Origin of the sequence: Agrococcus sp. BE272 (assembly GCF_031457935.1) — a bacterium.
Taxonomy (GTDB): domain Bacteria; phylum Actinomycetota; class Actinomycetes; order Actinomycetales; family Microbacteriaceae; genus Agrococcus; species Agrococcus sediminis.
Window position 1 is genome coordinate 454913 of record NZ_JAVDXL010000001.1, and the last position, 21934, is coordinate 476846.

A 21934-nucleotide genomic window follows, 5' to 3' on the forward strand; every position below is an offset into this window, starting at 1 on the left:
ATCATCAGCTCGGGAGGACGCCCCGCTCGACGGGGCTGCTGATCGCTCCCTGCGCTGGCATGATCCAGATCAGGTTCGACGGTCGGAGTTGGAGTACTCCCTCTCAGCCCGCTGTACGGACTCCCGTGCTCGGGACGAGCGTACAGGGCACCGGATGCCGTGTCGACGCCGGACGCCCCGGCTCACGCGGCCGGCTGCTCCTCGGCCGCCGGGCCGCCGATGGGGATGCGCGCGAGCCGCGGCGCTCCGCCCGACGACGCCTCGACGAGCAGGCTGCCCCCGGCGATCCTGCCGTCGCCGTCGGCGAGCCCCTCCCACTCGGCGCGCAGCGACCGCACGACGGTCGCGGCGTTGGGCCACGGGCCGGCGACCAGCAGCGTCGAGGACGCCTGGCGCAGCCGCGCCGCGATGCGGGCCGCGTCGGTGTGGGTCACGCGACCGGGCGAGGCGGCGAGCACGACCGGCATCGCCTCGGCGAGGCTCGCGACCACGTCGAGCCAGGCGCGGCCCGGATGCGGCACGAGCGCGATGCGCTCGATCGGCACGCCCAGGTCGCGGGCGGCCTCGACGCCCAGGTCGGGCATCCCCACGATCGCGCCCCACGCGCCGGCCGGCATCGCCGCGCCCAGGCAGGCGAGGGCGAGGCTGCGCGACTCGATGCTGTGCGCGGCGCCGGGCCGGAGCGCGCGCACGACCTCCGCGAGCCCCACCGCGGCCGGCTCGACCGGGGCGGGCTCGACCTGCAGGGAACCCGCCTGCTGCATGCCGCGCAGCCGCTCGCGCAGCGCCTCGACCGTCGCCGTGCGGTCCTTCCCCGTGCGGCGCTCGAGCCTCGTCGATGCCATCCCCATCCCTCCATTCTCGAACACACGTTCGAACGGGTCAACCGGCGGCGGCGTGTCGACGATCGGCCCGCGTGGGATGATCGAGCCACCCCGCCCGCTGCGGGGGCGACCGCGACGAGGAGGCCAGATGGCGACCGACGCCGATGCCCGAAGCGTCGCACCGACCGCTGACTCGGCCCCTCGCGGCCCGATCCTCTGCGTCACCACCAACCCCGCGATCGACATCACGTACACGATCGACGAGCTGCGACCGGGCGTCAGCCACCGCGTGCCCACGGGCCTCGCCCGCGCCGGCGGCAAGGGCGTCAACGTCGCGCGCGTGCTGCACCAGCAGCACGAGGACGCCATGGTCATCGCCCCGATCGGCGGCCCGGTGCAGGCGATCTTCGTGCACGACCTCGACCGCTCGGGCATCCGCCACCGGCTCGTCGAGGTCGACGCGCCCACCCGCCGCACCACCGCGATCGTCACGCCCGCCGGCACCACCAACCTCAACGAGACGGGCGAGGCGGTCGACGCGCGCGGCTGGGAGCAGCTGCTCGACATCCTGCGCGAAGAGGCGCCCGGCGCCCGCGCGGTCGCCTCCTCGGGCTCGCTGCCGCCCGAGACGCCCGCGCACCTGTGCGCCAGCATCGTCGAGATCGCCGTCGCTGCCGGCACGCCCGTGATCGTCGACGTCGGCGGCGAGCAGCTGCGCCACGCGGTCGCCGCGGGCGCCACCGCCGTCAAGCCCAACCGGCACGAGCTCTTCGACGCCATGGGTGGCGCCGACCCGCTCGACGCCGCCCGCAGGCTCGCCGCCCTCGGCACCGGCACCGTCTTCGCGTCGCTCGACGTCGAGGGGATGCTCGCGGTGCTGCCCGACGGACGGGCCTGGCACGCGCGCATCCACCAGGTGCTCGACGGCAACCCGACCGGCGCGGGCGACGCCGCCGTCGCCGCGCTCGCGCAGGCGATCCCCGAGGGCGCGACCCTCGAGGAGCAGCTGGCGCGGGCCACCGCGTGGTCGGCCTCGGCCGTGCTGGCGGCCCAGGCGGGCACGATCGCCGACCCGCGCGAGCTCGCTCGGCACATCCGCATCACGCCCATCGGCTGACGCCGAACGTTCATCCCCAGGCCCCTGGGCATCCGTGGGCGCGCTGGTACGGTGTGCGCATGGAGAACCTGCGCCTCGAAGAGCTGAACGCGGCCAACATCGTCGCCGCCAACGGCATGACGCTCAAGCGGGGCCAGGAGGCCTTCCTCGCCGGCAACGCGCGGCTCGAGGAGTTCGTCAACACGCAGAGCGCCTGGCAGCGCGTGATCTTCGACGGCGACGACCCGGTCGCGTTCGTGATGGCGAACTTCGACCCCGAGGTCGACCGCGAGGAGTACCGCTCGAGCATCCTGCGCATGTACGTCGCAGGCGACGCGCAGCGCAGGGGCGTCGGCAGCTTCACCGTCGACCAGGTGTGCGAGGAGGCGCGCCGGCTCGGCTTCGACAGCGTCTACGCCGTCTGGGAGGAGGGCGACCTCGGCCCCGGCAAGTTCTTCGAGGCCGTCGGCTTCGAGGTGATCGGCGAGAACGAGTACGGCGAGGCCATCGGCCGCAAGAGCCTCTGACGCGGCGAGCGCCGAGCCTGCCGTGCCAGCGAGTCGCACCGCGCGCCGCCTGACGGCAGCCGTCGCCACCGCCGCCGTCCTCGCCGTCGCCGGCTGCGCATCCGCCGCCCCCGAGCGCCGCGACACGGGGCTCGCGATGTTCCAGTGGACGTGGGACGCGATCGCCGCCGAGTGCCCCGCGCTCGGCGAGGCGGGCGTCGCCTGGGTGCTGACGTCGCCGCCGCAGGAGCACGTCGACGGCGCGACCGCCGGCCTCGCGGGTGCCGACGGCTCCGAGTGGTGGTGGTCGTACCAGCCGGTCTCGTACGCCGTCGAGTCGCGGCTCGGCACGCGCGACGAGTTCGCCGCGATGACCGCCGCGTGCGCCGAGGCGGGCGTCGACGTCTACGCGGATGCGGTGGTCAACCACATGGCGGGCGTCGAGTCTGGCAGGGGCTGGGCGGGCACCGACTTCACCCACTACGCGTATCCCGGGCTCTACGCGCCCGACGACTTCCACGACTGCGACCGCACGCCCGACGACGACATCGACGCGTACCGCGAGCCCTTCGTGATCCAGCACTGCGAGCTCGAGAACCTCGCCGACCTCGCGACCGAGTCCGAGCGGGTGCGCGCGACGATCGGCGCCTACCTCGACGACCTGCTCGCGCTCGGCGTGGCGGGCTTCCGCATCGACGCGGCGAAGCACATCGACCCCGACGACGTCGCCGCGATCGTGGCGGCGCTCCCCGAGGGCACGCCCGTCATCAGCGAGGTGATCCGCGGCACGGGCGAGCCGGTGCAGCCCGAGCAGTACACGGCCTCCTCGACCGTGTGGGAGTTCGGATGGGCCGACCGGGTCGGCGCGTTCGTGCGCTCGGGCGCCGCGCGGGCGCTCGCCGACCTCTCCCCCGAGGCGTACGGGCTGCTCGACGAGCAGGCGCGCACCTTCGTCGCGAACCACGACACCGAGCGCAACGGCTCGACGCTCGCCTACCGCGACGGCGGCGCGTTCGCGGCGGCGACCGCGGTGATGCTCGCGAGCGACTACGGGCCGCCGACGCTCTACTCGGGCTACGCCTTCAGCGACCGCGACGCGGGGCCCGCGCTCGAGGCCGACGGCTCGGTGACGGATGCGTCGTGCACGGGCGACGAGGCCGCCGACGCCGAGTGGGCCGACGGCGCGTGGGTGTGCCAGCACCGCTGGCCCGGCACGCTGGAGCTCGTCGCGTGGCGCACGCGGGTCGTGGATGCGCCGGTGACGGCGACCGAGCCCATGGGCACCGCGCTCGCGCAGCTGCGCGGCGAGACGGCGGCGTTCGCGGTGCAGCTCGACGACGAGCCGACGACCGTCGAGGTGCCGGTCGAGCTGCCCGACGGCCGCTACTGCGACGTCGTGGTGCCCGACTGCGCATCCGTCGTCGAGGTCGTCGACGGTGTCGCAGCCCTCGAGCTGGGCCCGTGGCAGGCGGTCGCGCTCGACCGCTTCACGCGGCCGTAACCCTCCGGCCGCCGCTGGTCGAGGAGCCGGCCGCCGCCCCCTCCGCTGGTCGAGGAGCCCGCGGCCGCCCCTCCGCTGGTCGAGGAGCCTGCGGCCGCAGGCCGCGGGCGTCTCGAGACCACCCCGCGTCCGCCCCCTCCGCTGGTCGAGGAGTCCGCGGCCGCAGGCCGCGGGCGTCTCGAGACCACCCCGCATCCTGCAGCAGCGGGGTGGTCTCGACTCGCCGGCCTCCGGCCGGCGGCTCGACCAGCTGGGGCGCTAGACCAGCGACTCCCGCCACGCGCGGTGCAGCGACGCGAACTTGCCGCCCGCCTCGATCAGCTCGTCGGGCGAGCCGTCCTCGATGATGCGGCCGTGCTCCATCACGAGCACACGGTCGGCGATGGCGACCGTCGACAGGCGGTGCGCGATGATGATCGCCGTGCGGTCGGCGAGCAGGGTCGTGAGGCCCTCCTGCACGAGCCGCTCCGAGGGGATGTCGAGCGAGGCGGTCGCCTCGTCGAGGATGAGCACCCGCGGGTCGGCGAGGAACGCGCGCGCGAACGACAGCAGCTGCCGCTGCCCCGCGCTCACGCGCCCGCCGCGCTTGTTCACGTCGGTGTCGTAGCCGTCGGGCAGCGCCTCGATGAACTCGTGCGCGCCCACCGCGCGGGCGGCCGCCTCGATCTCGTCGTCGGTCGCGCCGGGCTTCCCGAGCGCGATGTTGTCGGCGACGGTGCCCGAGAACAGGTACGCCTCCTGCGTCACCATCACGACCGCGCGCCGCAGGTCGTCGTTCGACAGCTGGCGCAGGTCGACGCCGTCGAGCTTGACGCTGCCCGCCGTCGGGTCGTAGAACCGCGAGACGAGCTTCGCGAGCGTCGACTTGCCGGCGCCGGTGGTGCCGACGAGCGCGATCGTCTGGCCGGACGGGATGTGCAGGTCGAAGTCGGGCAGCACGACCTTGCCGCTGCCGTACGAGAACTCGACGCGGTCGAAGTCGATCTGGCCGCGCGAGGCGGGCAGCGCCTGCGCGGCGACCGGCTCCTTGACCGTCGGCTCCTCCTCGAGCACGCCCGAGATCTTCTCGAGCGCGGCCGAGGCCGACTGGTAGCCGTTGAAGAACATGCCGATGCCCTGGATGGGCTGGAAGAAGTTGCGGGCGTAGAGCGCGATCGCGAGCAGCGCGCCGATCTGCAGCGACCCATCCACGACCCGCAGGCCGCCGACGAGCACGAGCGTCGCGACCGTGATCGCGCCGATCGCCATGATGCCCGGCTCGTAGATGCCGAAGATGTTGATGGTGCGGAAGTTCGCGTCGCGGTAGTCGTCGACCCGCTCGTCGAAGTCGCGCTGGTTGGCGGGCTCCTTGCGGAACGCCTTCACGGCGCGGATGCCGGTCATCGTCTCGACGAAGTGCACGATCATGCGCGCGCTCGTCGTGCGCGTCTCGCGGAACAGCACCGTCGAGCGCACCTGGAACCAGCGCGTGAGGATGATCGCCGGGATGAGCGCGATGCCGATGATGAGGCCCGACAGCGGGTCGAGGATCGCCATCGCGATGCCCGTGAACGACATGAACAGCACGCCGCGCACGAGCTCGTTGAGGCCCTGGTCGAGCAGGTCGCGGATCGACTCCAGGTCGCTCGTCTGGCGCGCGATGATGCGGCCCGACGTGTAGGACTCGTGGAACTCGAGGCTCAGGCGCTGCGCGTGGTCGAAGAGCCGGCGGCGCAGCTCGAACAGCACCGTCTGGCTGATGCGCGCGATGCTCACCGTGTAGACGTACATGAGCACGCCGCCGAGGATCGCCGCGACGATGTAGGCGAGCGTCGCCGCCCACAGCGGCATCCAGTCGGCGCGCTCGACGATCGCCGGCAGGCCGTGGTCGATGCCGTACGCGATGAGCATGGGACCGGCGATGTTCGCGGCGACCGCGATCACCACCAGGATCATCGTCACGACGACGCGGCCGATGTGCGGCCGCAGCAGCGCGCCGAGCAGCTTCCGCGAGCGCGCTCGGATGGCCTTCGACTCGGCCTTCGTGTAGTCGGTGCGGTCCTCGCCCGCGACGCCCTGGACGGTCATCGGGACACCTCCTCGGTCTGTGCGTCGAGACCGTCGAGGTCGTCGAGGTCGACGCGCTGCATCGAGCCGGTGACGGCCTCGATGCTCGTCCTGTCGCGCTCGGCCTCCTCGAGGCTCGAGATCACGTAGCGGTAGTGCTCGCTGCGCGCGAGCAGCTCGGAGTGGGTGCCGACGTCGTCGATCCGGCCGTCGCGCATGAGCGCCACCCGGTCGGCGAGCTGCACCGTGCTCGGGCGGTGCGCGACGATCAGCGCCGTCGTGCGCTCGAGCACGTGCCGCAGCGCGGCCTCGACCTGCGCCTCCGTCTCGACGTCGAGCGCCGAGAGCGGGTCGTCGAGCACGAGCACCGCGGGGTCGGCGGCGACCGCGCGGGCGAGCGCGAGGCGCTGCCGCTGGCCGCCGGAGAGCGAGAGGCCCTCCTCGCCGATCTGCGTGTCGAGGCCGTCCGGCAGGTCGCGCGCGAAGTCGGCCTGCGCGATCGCGAGCGCGCGGTCGAGGGCATCCTCCGACGCATCCGGGGCGCCCATGAGCACGTTGTCGCGCACGGAGGCCGAGAAGAGCGTGGCGTCCTCGAAGGCCATCGCGACGTGCGTGCGCAGCTCCTGGAGCGACAGGTCGCGCACGTCGACGCCGTCGAGCAGCACGCGGCCGCCGGTGACGTCGTACAGGCGCGCGGGCAGCGCGGTGAGCGTCGTCTTGCCGGAGCCGGTGACGCCGATGAGCGCCATCGTCTCGCCCGGCTCGAGCACGAGGCTCGCGCCGTCGACGAGGTCGCGCTCGTGCGGCTGCGCGTCCTGGTAGCGGAAGTGCACGTCGTCGAACACGAGCCGCCCCTTCGGCGCGGGGATCGTCGTCGGCCGCTCGGGGTCGACGATCGTGTTCTCGGCGTCGAGGATCTCGTGGAAGCGGCGCGAGGCGTTCGACGCGTCGATGAGGAACGCGAAGAGGAACCCGATCGACTCGATCGGCCAGTTCAGCACCATCGCGACGGCGAAGAACGCGAAGAGCGTGCCGACGGAGATCTGGTCGCTCGCGGCCAGCCAGACGCCCAGGAAGAGGCAGACGGCGTACGAGATGTACGGCACGATCGTCAGCCACATCCACAGGTACCCGTCCATGCGGGCCTTGTCGATCTCGGTCTCGCGCAGCGTCGACGCCTGGTCGGTGAAGCCCTCGAGCGCGTGGCGGCCGCGACCGAAGGCCTTCAGCACGCGGATGCCGTGGATCGACTGCTCGACGGTCGTGGCGAGGTCGCCCGCCTGGTCCTGCGCGGCGCGCGAGACGACGAAGTAGCGGCGCTCGAAGCGCAGCGCCACGAACACGACCGGCGCCGAGAGCACGACGAAGACGGATGCGAGCAGCGGGCTCCAGAAGAACAGGATGACGATGCCCACGACGAGCGTGATCGCGTTCACGACCAGCAGCGGCGCGCCGAAGGCGCTGAAGCGGCGGATCATGCCGAGGTCCTGCACGGCGCGGCTGAGCAGCTGGCCGGACTGCCAGCGGTCGTGGAAGGCGACCGGCAGCGCCTGCAGCTTCGCGTAGAGGGTGCGGCGCATCGACGCCTCGACCTGCGTCGACGGCAGCGTCACGAGGAACCGGCGCATGTAGACGAAGAACGCCTCGCCGAGCGCGAGTGCCAGGATCGCGATCGCGACGGGCCACACGGCGGCGGAGTCGCGCTCGGCGAGCGGGCCGTCGACGAGCGCGCGCATCGCGATCGGGGTGGCGAGGCTCAGCAGCGCCGAGACGAGCGCGGCGGCGGTGCCCCAGAGCAGCCGCGGCAGCACCGGGCGCAGGAACGGCAGCAGGCGCGCGAGCGCGGGCAGGTGCCCGGCGACCTTCGTGGGAGTGGGATCGGGAGGCGTCGAGGACATGGGAGGGGATCCTTCGAGGTCGCCGACGTCGTGCATCGGCGATGGTGCGGTGCGACGGGTGGGTCGCGATGGTGGTGCTGCGTCGATCGTCGGCGGTGCTGCCGACACGACGGGGCGAGCGGTGCTCGCGGCGGGCGGGAGGCCCCGCTCGCTACCGGCGTCCGGCGGGGACGAGGCGGACGCGGAGGGCACGGCCGGCAGCGATCGGGGCGGTCGTCGTCGTGCTCATGGCATCCTCCAGGTCAGCCGCTCCCTGGTGGCGCGGACAGCCTTCGATTCTAAGCAGGCTCACAGCGCCGCGTCCAGCCCCCATCGGCGTTTCCCGATCACTTCCTCGAGCAGTCCTCACCGCGGTTCCCGACCCGATCGACCCGACGCGACCCGGTGCACCGGGTCGCCCGGGGTGGAGCGGGTCGGCGAAGCCGGCTCAGCCGAGTTGCGCGAGCAGGGCGTCGGCCTCGGCGGGCCGGCGCAGCAGCAGCACGGGCGGCGCCGACGCATCCGCGTGCCACCGGCGCATCCGCTCGCGCTTCGAGCGCCACGAGCGGAAGTGCCACACGATGATCGAGTCGCGCGCGAGGGCGAGGCGCAGGGTCTCGACGTTGCCGTTGCAGACGAGCTCGCCCGTGCGGATGCGGCGGGCCGTGCGGCGGATGAGCCGCGCGAGCGAGACGTGCCGGGGGTAGTCGAGCGCGACGATCGCGTCGACGCGCTCGAGCGCCACCGCGTTGTGCGGGCCGTAGACCGAGTCGAAGACGTACGCCTCGCGCTCCAGCAGCGGCAGCACGCGCCGGTCGCGCTCCTCCTGCGACGGCTCCCGCCAGCCCGGATCCCAGCACAGGTCGTCGACGAGCGTGACGGGGAGCCCGAGCCGCTCGCCGAGCCGGGTCGCCATGGTCGACTTGCCCGACCCGGTCGCGCCGAAGCACAGCACGCGGCGCGCCCGCCGCACGTCGTCGATGGTCCCCGCGCTCACCCGGCGACCCTACCGAGGCGCCCGGTCAATGGGCGAAGTGGCGCTCCCCCGTGAAGTACATCGTGATGCCGGCGGCGTTCGCGGCCGCGATGACCTCCTCGTCGCGCACCGACCCGCCCGGCTGCACGACCGCGGTCACGCCGGCGTCGAGCAGGATCTGCAGGCCGTCGGCGAATGGGAAGAAGGCGTCCGACGCGGCGACCGAGCCCGCGGCCCGCTCCCCCGCGCGCGTCACCGCGAGCCGGCACGAGTCGACCCGGTTGACCTGGCCCATGCCGACGCCGACGGAGGCGCCGCCCGAGGCGAGCAGGATCGCGTTCGACTTCACCGACCGCACGGCCCGCCACGCGAACTCCAGGTCGGTGAGCACCGCATCCGGCACGTGGGAGCCCGAGACGCGGCGCCAGGTGTGCGACGAGAAGCCCTCGAACGTGTCGGGCTGCTGCACGAGCACGCCGCCCGAGACCTGCCGCAGCTCGGAGCCCTCGCGCGCGTAGCCCTCGGGCAGGCGCAGCAGGCGGATGTTCTTCTTCTGCGTCAGCAGCTCGAGCGCCTCGGGCTCGAAGTCGGGCGCGACGACGACCTCGGTGAAGATGTCCTTGACCGTCTCGGCCATCGCGCGCGTGACCGGCCGGTTCGCGGCGATCACGCCGCCGAAGGCCGAGACCGGGTCGCACGCGTGGGCGCGCTCGTGCGCCGAGGCGATCGGGTCGTCGGCACGCGGCGCGGCGATGGCGATGCCGCAGGGGTTCGCGTGCTTGATGATCGCGACCGCCGGCTCGGTGAAGTCGAAGGCGGCGCGCAGGGCGGCGTCGGCGTCGACGTAGTTGTTGAACGACATCGGCTTGCCGTGCAGCAGCTCGGCCTGCGTGATCCCGCGGCCGCCGGGCAGCGCGAAGATGCCCGCCTGCTGGTGGCTGTTCTCGCCGTAGCGCAGGCCGGCGACGAGCGTCGCCCGGCCGACGGCCTGCAGCAGGCCCGTCGCGCTCGAGGTGTCGGGGGCGGATGCCTCGGCCGGCTCGGGCGCGCGGGTCGCCGCGGGCGAGGCGGCAGCGGGCGCCGCCTCCTGCGCCGGCGCCGCGGCCGCATCGCCTGCCGCGGCAGCGGCCGGCTGCGCGGCGGCCGCCTCGTCGACCGGCTCGCCGGCGAACCAGCGCGCGACGGCGCGGTCGTAGGCGGCGGTGTGGGCGAACGCGTCGCGGGCGAGCGCGCGGCGCTGCATGAGCGACAGCCCGGTGGCGGCGGCCTTCGCGATGAGCGGGTAGATGCGCGGGTCGGTGACGATCGCGACGTTGGCGTGGTTCTTGGCCGAGGCGCGCACCATCGCCGGTCCGCCGATGTCGATCTGCTCGACGACGTCGGCGTCGGCGGCGCCCGAGCGCACGGTCTCGACGAACGGGTAGAGGTTCACGACGACGAGCTCGAACGGCGCGATGCCGAGCTCGGCCAGCTGCGCCTCGTGGTGCTCGAGCCGCAGGTCGGCGAGCAGGCCCGCGTGGATCGCCGGGTGCAGCGTCTTCACGCGCCCGTCGAGCGCCTCCTGGAACCCGGTGACCTCGGCCACCTCGGTGACCGCGAGGCCCGCGTCCGCGAGCATGCGCGCGGTCGAGCCGGTCGAGACGAGCTCGACGCCCGCGTCGGACAGGGCGCGGCCGAGCTCGACGATGCCGGTCTTGTCGCTCACCGACAGCAGCGCCCGGCGGAAGGGCACCGCGTCGCGCTCGCGGTAGAGGCTCGGGTCGTGCTGGGGTCCGCTCACTGTGCTTCCTCTGGTCTCGGGTCGGGGTGCGTCGGTCGGTGGCGCCCGCGCTCGCTGCAGTGCTCGGCGAGGTCGCACGTGCCGTCGGCGATGTCGCCGATCACCTGCGCGAGCAGGTCGCGCTCGACGAGCTTGATGCGCTCGTGCAGCGAGTCCTGCGTGTCGTCGGGCAGCACGGGCACGCGCTGCTGGGCGAGGATCGGACCGGTGTCGACGCCGCTGTCGACGATGATGACGGAGGCGCCGGTCTCGGTCGCGCCGGCCGCGAGCGCGTCGCGCACGCCGTGGGCGCCCGGGAACTCGGGCAGGAACGCGGGGTGCGTGTTGAGGATCGCCGGCTCGAAGCGGGCGACCGCGGCGGCCGACAGCAGCCGCATGAAGCCCGAGAGCACGACCACGTCGGGCTCGAACGCCGCCATCCGGTCGGCGATCCGCATCGACCACGCCTCGCGCGGCGGCTGGAACGGCTCGACGAAGGTGGGGATCCCTGCGGCGCGGGCGATCTCGAGGCCGCCGCACTCGCGGTCGGCGCCGACGGCGATGATCTCGGCGGGCACCCGCCCCGCGCGCGTGCGCTCGAGCAGATCCGCGAAGTTGGTGCCGCTGCCGGAGACGAGGACGACGAGGCGCAGCACGCGCTCCATCCTACGTCGCAGGACGACCCTGCTCGGGCGCGGGCTCCGGATGGGTCGGCTCGGCCCCGGCCGCGCGCTCGGCCCGGGCGTCGGCGAGCGGCGCGATCGCCGCGGTCTCCTGCGCGTCCGCGAGCGGCGCGATCGCGGCGGTCTCCTGGTCGTCGGCGCTCGGCGCGACGACCGGCGCGTCGTCCGCCGACGCATCCGCCGCCTCGGACTCGGCCTCGCCCTCGCGCCCGTCGGCCGCATCCGCCGCCGCCTCCCGACCGTCGGGCGCATCCGCCGCGCCCAAGCCGAGGAAGTCACGCACCCGCGAGCCCTCGCGCTCGCCGGCGAGCGGCAGCGCGATGCCTGCGAGCGCCCCGGCGCCGCGGCCGCCCGCGGCCATGCCGACCAGCAGCCCGGCGCCCACCTCGAGCGCGCCCCACGCCGCGACGAGCACCGCGTCGGGCCCCGTCTCGGCGAGGCGGCCGGGCCCCGCCGAGCCCGTGGCGAGCATGGCCGCGACGCCGAGCAGCGCCCCCGCGAGCGCGCCGCCGCCGACGCCGGCGATCGCGAGCTCCCACCAGTGCACCGGGCGCTCGGCCGTGCCGGCGAGCATCGTCTGGCGCGCGAGCACCCCGACGAGCACGCCCGCGAGCACGGGCAGCGCCACCACCGCGAGCATCCAGGGCGCCGCCTCGGGGTCGATCGCGGCGAGGAGCGGCAGCGACGGCACCGGCCCCAGGTCGGTGCCGAGCGGCGAGATGCTCGAGCCGGTGCCGATCATGAAGCCCGGCCCGATCGCCCATGACGCGGCCCACACGACCGCGACGGGCAGGAGCGCCAGCTGCACGAGGAACAGCACGACGACGCCCACGTGCGAGACCTGCAGCGCCTCCATCAGCAGGATGCCGTCGGTGAAGCGCAGCACGAGGCCCGCTCCGAGCACGAGCGCGCCGGCGCCGAGCACCCCGGCCGCCCCGCCGAGGCCCGACCGGATCGCGGTGCGGATGGCGCGCATCCACCCCTCCTCGATCGTGAGCCCGCGCGCGGCGGCGGCGAGCCAGTCGTGGCCGTGCACCGCGAGGACCGCGGCGAGCATGCCCGCGAGCGCCACGAGCGCCGGGTGGGCGAACGCCTGACCGAGGTTGGGCGCGGCGATGCCGTGCGTCGCCGTCGCGGCGGCGCCGAGGCCCACGAGGCCCGTCGCGACGGCGCCCGACGCCACGGCGATGCCGGTCTCGATCAGCGGCAGCTCCGCGAGCCGGCGGCCGCTGCGCCAGTGGAGCCAGAAGGTGATGAGCCCGATCCCCCACGCGCCGAGGCTGAGCACGAAGGGCCTCCCGGCCTCCTCGATGCCCACGGCGACGATCGCGTCGGTGCCGAGCGTCACGCCGATCGCGACGCCGTGGCCGAGCAGCCACGCGTCCACCGCGACGCGCCACTGCGCGGACGGGTCGCCGGCGAAGCCCTGGTCGATGCCCCAGACGGCGAGCAGCACGAGCGCGCACAGCACGATGCCGACCGCCACGATGGCGGCCGACTCCACCGCCTGGCCGATCCCGGCCCACAGGCGGCGCACTGCGGGCCCTGTTCTCACGGCTGGCAACTGTATCGACGCATCCGCCCTCGTCGGGGCTGCCCCGCCGCGCGCCGCCCGAGCGAGGTCGCGGTAGGTTGGAGCCGCACGGCGCGGCCCGCGCACGCACTCGCGGCCGCCGCCATTCCGAGACCGCGAGGGGTTCGAGCCGCATGGCCAAGATCATCTACACGTACACCGACGAGGCGCCGATGCTCGCGACGCACTCGTTCCTCCCGATCGTCGAGGCGTTCGCCGCCGCGGCCGACGTCGAGGTCGAGCGCCGCGACATCTCGCTCGCCGGGCGCATCGTCGCGTCGTTCGCCGACCGCCTGCCTGCCGACCAGCAGGAGGCGGATGCGCTGGCAGAGCTCGGCGAGCTCGCCAAGACGCCCGAGGCCAACATCATCAAGCTGCCCAACATCTCGGCATCGGTGCCGCAGCTGAAGGCCGCGATCGCCGAGCTGCAGTCGCAGGGCATCGCCCTCCCCGACTACCCGGACGAGGTCACGACCGACGACGAGCGCGACATCCGCGCCCGCTACGACTCCGTCAAGGGCTCCGCCGTCAACCCCGTGCTGCGCGAGGGCAACTCCGACCGCCGCGCGCCCCGCTCGGTGAAGGAGTACGCCCGCAAGCACCCCCACTCGATGGGCGCGTGGGCCGACGACTCGAAGACCGCCGTCGCCACGATGGGCGCCGACGACTTCCGCGCCAACGAGCAGTCGGTCACGATGCCGGCCGCCGACACCCTCCAGATCCGCCTCGTCGCCGACGGCGAGACGACGGTGCTGAAGGACGGCCTCGCGGTGCTCGAGGGCGAGATCGTCGACGCGACGTTCATGAGCGCGAAGGCGCTCGACGCGTTCCTCGCCGAGCAGGTGCAGCGCGCCCGCGACGAGCACGTGCTGTTCTCGGCGCACCTGAAGGCGACGATGATGAAGGTCTCCGACCCGATCATCTTCGGCCACGTCGTGCGCGCGTTCCTGCCCGCCGTCTTCGAGCGCTACGGCGCCCAGCTCGAGGCCGCGGGCCTCTCGGCCGAGAACGGCCTCGCCTCGATCCTCTCCGGCCTGTCGGAGCTCGACGAGTCGACCGCCGCGGGCGTCCGCCAGGCGATCGAGCAGGGCCTCGCCGACGGCCCCCGCCTCGCGATGGTGAACTCCGACCGCGGCATCACCAACCTGCACGTGCCCTCCGACGTGATCGTGGATGCGTCGATGCCGGCGATGATCCGCCAGTCCGGCCACATGTGGGGCCCGGACGGCGAGGAGGCCGACACGCTCGCCGTGATCCCCGACTCCTCCTACGCCGGCATCTACCAGGTCGTCATCGAGGACTGCCAGGCCAACGGCGCCTTCGACCCCACCACCATGGGCTCGGTGCCGAACGTGGGCCTCATGGCGCAGAAGGCCGAGGAGTACGGCTCGCACGACAAGACGTTCCGCATCGAGCGCGACGGCCGGGTCGAGGTCGTGAGCTCCTCCGGCGAGGTGCTCATGGCGCACGACGTCGAGGCCGGCGACATCTGGCGCGCCTGCCAGACGAAGGATGTGCCGGTGCGCGACTGGGTGAAGCTCGCGGTGACGCGCGCCCGCGCCTCGTCGACCCCCGCGGTCTTCTGGCTCGACAAGGCGCGCGCGCACGACGCCGAGCTGATCAGGAAGGTCGAGGAGGAGCTCGCGAAGCACGACACCGACGGGCTCCAGATCACGATCCTCAGCCCGGTCGAGGCGACGAAGCTCTCGATCGAGCGCATCCGGCGCGGCGAGGACACCATCTCGGTCACGGGCAACGTGCTGCGCGACTACAACACCGACCTGTTCCCCATCCTCGAGCTCGGCACGAGCGCGAAGATGCTGTCGGTCGTGCCGCTGCTCAACGGCGGCGGCCTGTTCGAGACCGGCGCCGGCGGCTCGGCCCCGAAGCACGTGCAGCAGCTCGTCGAGGAGAACCACCTGCGCTGGGACTCGCTCGGCGAGTTCATGGCGCTCGCGGAGTCGTTCCGCCACCTGTCCGAGACGACCGGCAACGCCCGCGCGGGCGTGCTCGCCGAGACGCTCGACGCGGCGACCGGCACGTTCCTCGACGAGAACAAGTCGCCGTCGCGCAAGGTCGGCGAGCTCGACAACCGCGGCAGCCACTTCTGGCTCGCGCGCTACTGGGCCGAGGAGCTCGCGGCGCAGACCGAGGACGCCGACCTCGCGGCCACGTTCGGGCCGGTCGCCGAGCAGCTCGTCGCGCAGACGGCGACGATCGAGCAGGAGCTGCTCGACGTGCAGGGCAGCCCGGTCGAGCTGGGCGGCTACTACCGCGTCGACGCCGAGCTCGCCGACGCGGCGATGCGTCCGAGCGCGTCGCTGAACGCGATCCTCGCGCCGCTGCGCTGACGCAGCGCTCGAAGGGCCCGGCTCCGGCCGGGCCCTTCGTCGTCGAGTGGGGCGGATGCGCCCGAGCGGGGCGGGCGCGCCGGCCCCAGACGGGCGCATCCGCCCCGGTCGACGCGGCGGGTGCAGCGCGGGCCCTACGTGAGGTCGTCGTGCTCGCCCGTCACCCAGGCGATGTGCCGCTCGGCGCTGCGGGCGATCGCGGCGGGGCCGTCGTCGATCACCTGCCCGCCGATGTTGCCGTAGATGCGCCGGAAGCGCAGCGTCGCCGCCTGGTCGGCCAGCCGCCGCACGACGCCGGCCGACAGCGGGATGTTGTTCGGGTACGACCGCATGAAGCCGACGCTCGCGCGGTCGGGCTTCGGCTGCATCGTGTCGCCCGCCAGCAGCGAGCCGTGCCCGTCGCTGCCCTGCTCCCACAGCGCGACCGCCGCGCCGGGGAAGTGCCCGCCCATGCGGATGAGCCGCACGCCGGGCAGCACCTCGAGCTCGTCATCCCACTGCTCGACGCGCGGAAGCTCGCGCTGCACCCAGGACGCGTCGCGCGCGTTCACGAGCACGCGCGCGTCGAGCGCGTCGGCCCACGCGCACTGCACGCCGAACATGTGCGGGTGCGAGGCTGCGACGACCGCGAGGCCGCCGAGCTCCTGCACCTGCTCGACCGCCGCATCCGTGATCGTGCCGAGCGGATCCCACAGCAGGTTGCCCTCGGGCGTCTGCACGAGCAGCGACCGCTGCCCGATGCCGACAGCCGGGTCGGAGGTGAGCGCCCACAGGCCCGGCTCGTCCTCGACGAGGTCGATGCGCATCCCGCGCTCCGCGTGCTCGCCTGTGCTCGTCCAGATCTGCCCGTGCAGCGGCACCCACTGCCGCTCGTCGGCGCAGATGGCGCAGGTCTCGGGGAGCGGCTCGCCGGTCTCGACACCGCACGTCGCGCAGAGGATGGTCATGCGCCCACTCTGCACCCGCACCCGGCGCTCGCGCGAGCGCCCGATCCCGCCGGCGCTAGCGCGAGGGCAGGTCGGGGTCGGCCTGCTCGTCCTCCTCGGGCTCGAACGTCGACTCCTCATCGGTCGTCGTCGCGCCGAGGCCGTCCGGGTCGTTCGGGATGGTGCCCTCGTCGCCGAGGCCGCCGGGCTTCCTCGTGCCGTCGTCGCCCGCGTCGTGCTGGTGGTCGTGCTGGTGGTCGTCGTGATGGCTCATGTCGTCCTCCGTGCTCGCGTCAGGTGCGCCCACCCTAGCCCCCGCATCCGCACGCCGGCATGACGGAGGGCCCCGGCCGCAGCCGGGGCCCCCCGCGAGCGCTCACGTCAGAGCGACTCGATGACCTCGCGCATGAGGCGGGCGGTCTCGGACGGCGTCTTGCCGACCTTCACGCCGGCGGCCTCGAGGGCCACCTTCTTCGCCTCGGCGGTGCCCGACGAGCCCGAGACGATCGCGCCGGCGTGGCCCATCGTCTTGCCCTCGGGCGCGGTGAAGCCGGCGACGTAGCCGACGACCGGCTTCGTCACATGCGCCTTGATGTAGTCGGCTGCGCGCTCCTCGGCGTCGCCGCCGATCTCGCCGATCATCACGATCGCCTTCGTCTCGGGGTCGGCCTCGAAGGCCTCGAGCGCGTCGATGTGCGTCGTGCCGATGACCGGGTCGCCGCCGATGCCGATGGCGGTCGAGAAGCCGAGGTCGCGCAGCTCGAACATCATCTGGTACGTCAGCGTGCCCGACTTCGACACCAGGCCGATCGGGCCCTTGCCGGTGATGTTCGCCGGCGTGATGCCGACGAGCGACTCCTCCGGCGTGATGATGCCGGGGCAGTTCGGGCCGATGATGCGGGTCGTGCCCTTCGCCTTCGCGTGCGCCCAGAACTCGGCGGAGTCCTGCACGGGGATGCCCTCGGTGATGACCACGAGCAGGCCGATGCCCGCGTCGATGGCCTCGATGACGGCGTCCTTGGCGAAGGCCGGCGGCACGAAGACGATCGAGACGTCGGCGCCGGTCTCGGCCATCGCCTCCGCGACCGAGCCGAAGACCGGCAGCGAGACCTCGGAGCCGTCCTTCGCGGTGTGCGTCACGGTCGTGCCGGCCTTGCGCGCGTTGACGCCGCCGACGACCTGGGTGCCGGCCGCGAGCATGCGGGCGGTGTGCTTGGAGCCCTCGCCGCCGGTGATGCCCTGGACGATGACCTTGCTGTCCTTGTTGAGGTAGATCGACATCTTCTGCTCTCCTATGCCGCAGCCAGCTCGGCGGCCTTGGCCGCTGCCTCGTCCATGGTGCCGACGACGGTCACCAGCGGGTGGTTCGCCTCGGCGAGGATGCGTCGGCCCTCCTCGACGTTGTTGCCGTCCAGTCGGACGACGAGCGGCTTCGAGGCCTCGTCGCCGAGGATCTCGAGCGCCTTCACGATGCCGTTGGCGACCTCGTCGCACGCCGTGATGCCCCCGAAGACGTTGACGAAGACGCTCTTGACGTCCGCGTCTCCCAGGATCACGTCGAGGCCCGCCGCCATGACCTGGGCGGATGCGCCGCCGCCGATGTCGAGGAAGTTCGCGGGCTTCACGCCGCCGAACTGCTCGCCGGCGTACGCGACGACGTCGAGCGTCGACATGACGAGGCCCGCGCCGTTGCCGATGATGCCGACCTGGCCGTCGAGCTTGACGTAGTTGAGGTCGGCGGCCTTGGCCTTCGCCTCGAGCGGGTTGGCCTCGGCCTTGTCCTCGAGGTCGGCGTGCGCGGGGTGCCGGAACGCGGCGTTCTCGTCGAGCGTGACCTTGCCGTCGAGCGCGATGACGTCGCCGCCCGCGGTGAGCACGAGCGGGTTGACCTCGACGAGCGTGGCGTCCTCGGCGGCGAAGACGCCGTAGAGCTGCACGAGCACGGGGGCGACCTTGGCGACGAGCTCCTCGGGGAAGCTCGCGGCGCGCACGATCTCCTCGGCCTTGGCGGCGTCGATGCCGACGGCGGGGTCGACCTCGACCTTCGCGAGCGCCTCGGGGCGCTCCTCGGCGAGCTGCTCGATCTCCATGCCGCCCTCGTACGAGCACATGGCGAGGTACGAGCGGTTGGCGCGGTCGAGCAGCACGGAGAAGTAGTACTCCTCCTCGATCGATGCACCCTCGGCGACCATCACGCGGTGCACGGTGTGCCCCTTGATGTCGAGGCCGAGGATGGCCTCCGCCGCCGCCTTCGCCTCGGCGGGGCTCTTCGCGAGCTTCACGCCGCCGGCCTTGCCGCGGCCTCCGGTCTTGACCTGCGCCTTCACCACGACGACACCGCCGCCGAGCTCCGTGGCTGCTGCCTCGGCCTGCTCGGGGGTGTCGGCGGTGATGCCTCGCAGCACGGGCACGCCGTGCTGCTCGAACAGGTCCCTTGCCTGGTACTCGTAGAGATCCACGCGTCATCCAATCCGTGTGTGGGTGGGGGATTCGCCTGGGCAAGCCTAGCCCTCCGGCGGATGCCGCCCCCGCCGCTTTCGGCCCGCCGAAGCCCGAAGATTCGGGTTTCTTGCCGGAATCGCACGAGCCTCGCCTTGCTTGCGGGGGTCCCGGCGACCGCCGACGATGGACCCAGGAGGAACCATGGATCCCGCGATGCAGCGCCGTCCCGACCTGCCCCCGCCGGTCGAGTCGATGGCGTCGAAGCTCAACTGGCTGCGCGCCGGCGTGCTGGGCGCGAACGACGGCATCGTGTCGACGTCGGCGCTCATGGTCGGCGTCGCCGGCGCCGGCACGGGCATCGGCGGCATCCTCACGGCGGGCGTCGCCGCGCTCGTCGCGGGCGCCTTCTCGATGGCGGTCGGCGAGTACGTCTCGGTCTCGTCGCAGCGCGACAGCGAGCGCGCGGCGATCCGCCGCGAGCTCGCCGAGCTCGAGAGCAACCCCGAGGGGCAGATCGACCAGCTCGCCCACATGTACGAGGCGCGCGGCCTCGCCCCGGCGACCGCGCACCAGGTGGCGGTCGAGCTCACCGAGGCCGATCCGCTGCGCGCGCACCTCGACGTCGAGTACAAGCTCGACCCCGACGACCTCAACAACCCCTGGTCTGCAGCGGCGTCCTCGGCGGTCGCGTTCACGCTCGGCTCGCTCGTGCCGCTCGTCGCGGCGCTCGTCGCGCCCGCGGCGTGGATGCCCTGGCCGATCGTCGTCGCGACGGTGCTGGCGCTGCTCGTCACGGGCGTCGTCTCGGCACGGATCGGCGGCTCCGGCAAGCGCATCGGCATGCTGCGGGTGCTGCTCGGCGGCATCCTCGCGCTCGCCGCGACGTGGCTGATCGGCACGCTCGTCGGCACGCCCGTGCACTAGCGCGGCGGGCCGCCGCCGCTCAGCGGCGCGCGGTGTACCGCAGCTCGGGGCGCCCGGTGCCGCCGTAGCGGGGCGCGACCTCGGCCGCGCCGTCGACGACGAGCCGCTCGAGGTAGCGGCGGGCGCTCACCCGCGACATCCCGAGCCGCTCCCCCACCTCCGCCGCGCTCACGTCGGCGCCGATCGACTCGAGCAGCGCCGCGACGCGGTCGAGGGTGAGCTGCGACCCCGCCGGCGCCGGCTTCGCCGAGCGCTCGGACGGCTGCAGCATCGCGTCGACCGCGCGCTGGTCGAGCGCGCGCGGCCCGTGCGCCTCCGCCCGCTCGATCTCGGCGCGGATCGCCTCGAGCCGCTCCCGCATCGCCTCGAGCCCGAACGGCTTCACGAGGTAGTGGCGCACGCCGAACGCGCGCGCCGCGCGCACGGTCTCGAGGTCGCGCGCAGCGGTGACCGCGACCACCTCGCCCGCGAAGCCGCGCGCGCGGGCGACGCGCAGCACCTCGATGCCGGATGCGTCGGGCAGGTGCACGTCGAGCAGCACGAGGTCGGGGCGCACGGCCTCGATCGCCTCGAGCGCGTCGCGCCCGGTGGCGGCCTCCCCCGCGACGACGAACCCGCCGTGGCGCTCGACGAAGCCGCGGGTGACGATCGCGACCGCCTTGTCGTCCTCGACGATCAGTGCGCGCAGCGGCCTCACGCGGGCACCTCGCTGCGGTCGACCGGCAGCGTCGCGACGAAGCGCGCGCCGCCGAGCGGCGACGTCTCGACCCGCACGTCGCCGCCGAGCCGCTCGGCGACGCGGCGCACGAGCGTCAGCCCGTAGCCCCGGGTGAGGCCGGCGGCGTGCGTCTTCGTCGAGACGGCGAGGTCGAAGATGCGCTGCCGCCGCTCCTCGGGCACGCCGGGGCCGTCGTCGTCGACCGCCATCGTGACGACCCGGCCGGCGTCGGTGTCGTCGTCGGCGATCGCGACCTGCACGCGCCCGCCGCCCGACGCATCCACCGCGTTGTCGATGAGGTTGCCGAGCACCGTCACCCAGTCGCTCGAGCCCGCCGTCGACGCGGCGGGGCGCAGCGTCGACCCGGGCGCGACGGCGAGCTCGACGCCGTGCTCGCGCGCCTGCGCCCGCTTGGCGAGCAGCAGCGCCGCGACCTCGAGGTCGAGCACGCCCTCGGCGGGCGCGAGCGACGACAGCGCCCCGCCGGCGCCGGCGCGAGCGATGACCTGCATCGCCGCGTCGGCCTCGCCGAGCTCGAGCAGGCCGCCGAGCGTGTGCAGCGTGTTGGCGAACTCGTGCTGCTGCGCCCGCAGCGTCTCGGTCATGCCCTGCGCGCCCGCGAGGTCGCGCAGCGCCGCGTCGAGCTCGGTGCGGTCGCGCAGGATGAGCACGGTGCCGACCGTGCGGCCGTCGACGACCACGGGGTCGGCGCGCGCGACGAGCACCCGCTCGCCCGCGAGCACGAGCTGCTGCTCGCCCGCGTCGGTCAGCAGCGGCTCGAGCCGCGCGTCGAGCACCTCGGCGACCGGCACGCCCGCGAGCTCGTCGCCCTCCCGCCCCAGCAGCCGCAGCGCCGCGTCGTTGCAGAGCGCGATCGTCGCCCGCTCGTCGAGCACCACGAGGCCCTCGCCGATGCCGTGCAGGGTCGCGTTGCGGGTCTCGAGCATCGACTTGATCTCGTCGGGCTCGACGCCGTGGATGCGCCGGCGCACCAGCGACGCGGCCCAGCTCGCGAGCAGCACGCCGACGACGGCGGCCGCGGCGAGGCACAGCGCGAGCACCCAGATGCTGCCGAGCCAGTCGGCGTGCAGCTCGGCCTCGAGGATGCCCACCGAGACCTGGCCGATCACCTGACCGTCGGCGTCGTGCACGGGCACCTTCACGCGCCACGAGGTGCCGAGCGTGCCGGTCTGCGTGCCGACGAACCGCTCGCCGGACTGCGCGGCGGTCGGGTCGGTCGAGACGACCTCGCCGATGCGGTCGGGGTTCGGATGCGAGTAGCGCACGCCCGCGACGTCGGTGACGACGACGTAGGTGACGGCGGATGCGACGCGCACCGTCTCGGCGATCGGCTGGATGACCTCGGCGGGGTCGGGATCGTCGAACGCGTCGACCACCGACGGCAGCTGGGCCACCGACGAGGCGACGCCCACCATGCGGTCGAGGTAGGCGTCGCGGATCGCGCGCTCCTGCACCCAGGCGGCGGCGACGCCGGAGCCGACAATGACGACGAGCATGATGGCGCTCTGCAGCAGCACCAGCTGCGTCCGCAGCGTCATCGCCCGCCCCATGCCCTCAGGATAGGCGCGCGCGGGCCCCCGCGGCGGGCGACCGAAACGACCGAAACGTGCACATCGACCACAACCGCGCACCGGGCATCCGGCGCCGCTAGCGTCACCCCCAGATCGCGACCCGGCACGGCGCCGGGCGCTCAAGGAGGAGACGTGCGATC

18 protein-coding genes and 1 riboswitch are annotated in these 21934 nt (G+C 73.7%); of the genes, 5 read left to right on the top strand and 13 right to left on the bottom strand.

Annotated features, from left to right (window positions below; all coding sequences use genetic code 11):
- Positions 1-27: 27 nt before the first annotated feature.
- A riboswitch (TPP riboswitch) is annotated at positions 28-137 on the bottom strand.
- Positions 138-182: 45 nt separating this feature from the next.
- Positions 183-851 carry a hypothetical protein gene (locus J2X49_RS02160; RefSeq protein ID WP_310121981.1) on the bottom strand — a complete coding sequence of 223 codons (669 nt, stop codon included), beginning with the start codon at positions 849-851 and terminating at the stop codon, positions 183-185.
- A gap of 121 nt (positions 852-972) precedes the next feature.
- Between J2X49_RS02160 and J2X49_RS02165 the strand changes: the two genes are divergently transcribed.
- Genes J2X49_RS02165 through J2X49_RS02175 form a run of 3 tightly spaced genes read left to right on the top strand, consistent with a single transcriptional unit; the run spans position 973 to position 3927 of the window.
- The gene (locus J2X49_RS02165; RefSeq protein ID WP_310121984.1) at positions 973-1941 is read left to right on the top strand and encodes a hexose kinase; all 969 of its coding nucleotides are present in this window, start codon (positions 973-975) and stop codon (positions 1939-1941) included.
- Positions 1942-2000: 59 nt separating this feature from the next.
- Positions 2001-2447 carry a GNAT family N-acetyltransferase gene (locus tag J2X49_RS02170; protein WP_310121987.1) on the top strand — a complete coding sequence of 149 codons (447 nt, stop codon included), beginning with the start codon at positions 2001-2003 and terminating at the stop codon, positions 2445-2447.
- 22 nt (positions 2448-2469) lie between these two features.
- Positions 2470-3927, top strand: a complete 1458-nt coding sequence (locus J2X49_RS02175; RefSeq protein ID WP_310121989.1) for an alpha-amylase family glycosyl hydrolase — start codon at positions 2470-2472, stop codon at positions 3925-3927.
- Between the two features lie 258 nt (positions 3928-4185).
- Here J2X49_RS02175 and J2X49_RS02180 read toward each other — a convergent pair whose 3' ends face one another.
- The 6 genes from J2X49_RS02180 to J2X49_RS02205 all read right to left on the bottom strand — a co-directional run bounded on the left by J2X49_RS02180 (position 4186) and on the right by J2X49_RS02205 (position 12823).
- Positions 4186-5994 (bottom strand): ABC transporter ATP-binding protein, encoded by a 1809-nt coding sequence (locus J2X49_RS02180; RefSeq protein ID WP_310121992.1) that lies wholly within the window; start codon positions 5992-5994, stop codon positions 4186-4188.
- Positions 5991-7871: an ABC transporter ATP-binding protein gene (locus J2X49_RS02185; RefSeq protein ID WP_310121994.1), complete on the bottom strand. Its 1881-nt coding sequence runs from the start codon at positions 7869-7871 to the stop codon at positions 5991-5993. Before J2X49_RS02185 ends, J2X49_RS02180 begins: the two co-directional genes overlap by 4 nt.
- A 427-nt stretch (positions 7872-8298) precedes the next feature.
- Entirely contained in the window at positions 8299-8847 is a 549-nt protein-coding gene (locus tag J2X49_RS02190) for an adenylate kinase (RefSeq protein ID WP_310121997.1), read from the bottom strand.
- Between the two features lie 25 nt (positions 8848-8872).
- A complete protein-coding gene (purH, locus tag J2X49_RS02195; RefSeq protein WP_310121999.1) occupies positions 8873-10606 on the bottom strand; it encodes a bifunctional phosphoribosylaminoimidazolecarboxamide formyltransferase/IMP cyclohydrolase in 1734 nt (577 codons plus the stop codon).
- Positions 10603-11241 (bottom strand): phosphoribosylglycinamide formyltransferase, encoded by a 639-nt coding sequence (purN, locus tag J2X49_RS02200; RefSeq protein ID WP_310122001.1) that lies wholly within the window; start codon positions 11239-11241, stop codon positions 10603-10605. The genes purH and purN overlap by 4 nt, the downstream gene beginning before the upstream one ends.
- Positions 11242-11251: 10 nt before the next feature.
- Positions 11252-12823 (bottom strand): DUF6350 family protein, encoded by a 1572-nt coding sequence (locus J2X49_RS02205; RefSeq protein ID WP_310122003.1) that lies wholly within the window; start codon positions 12821-12823, stop codon positions 11252-11254.
- A gap of 152 nt (positions 12824-12975) precedes the next feature.
- On the opposite strand from J2X49_RS02205, the gene J2X49_RS02210 reads away from it, so the two are divergent.
- Complete coding sequence (locus tag J2X49_RS02210) at positions 12976-15192, top strand: NADP-dependent isocitrate dehydrogenase (RefSeq protein ID WP_246990388.1); 2217 nt, start codon at positions 12976-12978, stop codon at positions 15190-15192.
- Between the two features lie 134 nt (positions 15193-15326).
- On the opposite strand, the gene J2X49_RS02215 is transcribed toward J2X49_RS02210, so the two are convergent.
- From J2X49_RS02215 to sucC, 4 genes are all read right to left on the bottom strand, one after another.
- On the bottom strand, positions 15327-16139 hold the full coding sequence (locus tag J2X49_RS02215; protein ID WP_310122009.1) for a hydrolase: 813 nt from the start codon (positions 16137-16139) through the stop codon (positions 15327-15329).
- 55 nt (positions 16140-16194) lie between these two features.
- Entirely contained in the window at positions 16195-16392 is a 198-nt protein-coding gene (locus tag J2X49_RS02220) for a hypothetical protein (protein WP_146355590.1), read from the bottom strand.
- A gap of 107 nt (positions 16393-16499) precedes the next feature.
- Positions 16500-17399: a succinate--CoA ligase subunit alpha gene (gene sucD / locus J2X49_RS02225; RefSeq protein WP_128190687.1), complete on the bottom strand. Its 900-nt coding sequence runs from the start codon at positions 17397-17399 to the stop codon at positions 16500-16502.
- A gap of 11 nt (positions 17400-17410) precedes the next feature.
- The gene (gene sucC / locus J2X49_RS02230; RefSeq protein WP_246990385.1) at positions 17411-18577 is read right to left on the bottom strand and encodes an ADP-forming succinate--CoA ligase subunit beta; all 1167 of its coding nucleotides are present in this window, start codon (positions 18575-18577) and stop codon (positions 17411-17413) included.
- A gap of 184 nt (positions 18578-18761) precedes the next feature.
- On the opposite strand from sucC, the gene J2X49_RS02235 reads away from it, so the two are divergent.
- On the top strand, positions 18762-19484 hold the full coding sequence (locus J2X49_RS02235; protein ID WP_310122013.1) for a VIT family protein: 723 nt from the start codon (positions 18762-18764) through the stop codon (positions 19482-19484).
- Between the two features lie 19 nt (positions 19485-19503).
- Here J2X49_RS02235 and J2X49_RS02240 read toward each other — a convergent pair whose 3' ends face one another.
- On the bottom strand, positions 19504-20181 hold the full coding sequence (locus tag J2X49_RS02240) for a response regulator (protein WP_146355594.1): 678 nt from the start codon (positions 20179-20181) through the stop codon (positions 19504-19506).
- On the bottom strand, positions 20178-21773 hold the full coding sequence (locus J2X49_RS02245; protein WP_310122019.1) for a sensor histidine kinase: 1596 nt from the start codon (positions 21771-21773) through the stop codon (positions 20178-20180). The genes J2X49_RS02240 and J2X49_RS02245 overlap by 4 nt, the downstream gene beginning before the upstream one ends.
- Positions 21774-21934: the final 161 nt, after the last annotated feature.